1 pseudogene is annotated in these 857 nt (G+C 78.6%); it reads right to left on the bottom strand.

The window, feature by feature from the left end:
• Positions 1-183 precede the first annotated feature (183 nt).
• Positions 184-857: pseudogene (locus tag ABEB16_RS22625) on the bottom strand (mannose-6-phosphate isomerase, class I); the annotation flags it as partial.

Below are 857 nucleotides of genomic sequence, written 5' to 3'. Positions count from 1 at the left end.
GTGACGGCGGCGGCGGCCAGGCCGGTGAGGGCCGCTGCGCCGGACCGGGCCCACCAGCGCTCGTCCACGGCACCTCCCGCCCTCGTCCCGCAGCGGCCGGCGCGGCATGCGCCGGCCGCTGGTCATGCTCGCAGCCGGTGGTGCCGGTGGGGAACCGTGCGGGACGGGTCCGCGCCGGCCGGCTCAGGCGCCGGACGCCGGAGCGTGCGCCGGCGCGCCGGTCGTCGTGGCGTACGCCACCGCACCGGGGGTCAGGGCGCGCACGCGCAGCTCCCCCTCGGCGGCGGGCACGAACACGCTGTCACCGCGCTGCAGGCGGGTGGTGCCCGCGTGCGTGACCAGCTCCAGCGCGCCGGCGCCGACGAGGACCACGGCCGCGCCGGGACGGTCCACGACCAGCTCCGCCCCCTCCACCGGCGCCAGGCGCTGCAGCTGGAACTCCGCGGCCGGCGGGTGGTAGGCCAGGCGACCGGCCGGCTGCTCGACGGGGACCACCACGTGCGGGGGTCGCGGGGCGAACACGACGACCCGCAGCAGCTCGGGCACGTCGACGTGCTTGCTCGTCAGCCCACCGCGCAGCACGTTGTCGGAGTTGTTCATCACCTCCACCCCCAGGCCCTGCAGGTAGGCGTGCACCGTGCCCGCCCCCAGGAACACCGCCTCCCCCGGGGCCAGCTCGACGTGGTTGAGCAGCAACCCCACGGCGATGCCGGGGTCGGCGGGGTGGGTGGCGGCCAGCAACCGCACGACGGAGGCCGCGACCCCCTCGGCGCCGGCGGCCGCGGCGACCAGGCGCGCCACGAACGCCCCGACGGCCGGGTCGCCGCCGAGCAGCAGGACCAGGGCCCGCCGCAGCG

It is taken from the genome of Kineococcus glutinatus, assembly GCF_039542765.1.
Lineage (GTDB): Bacteria > Actinomycetota > Actinomycetes > Actinomycetales > Kineococcaceae > Kineococcus_A > Kineococcus_A glutinatus.
The sequence above is the reverse complement of the archived record's forward strand: the minus strand, read 5'-3'. Positions and strand labels throughout refer to the sequence as shown.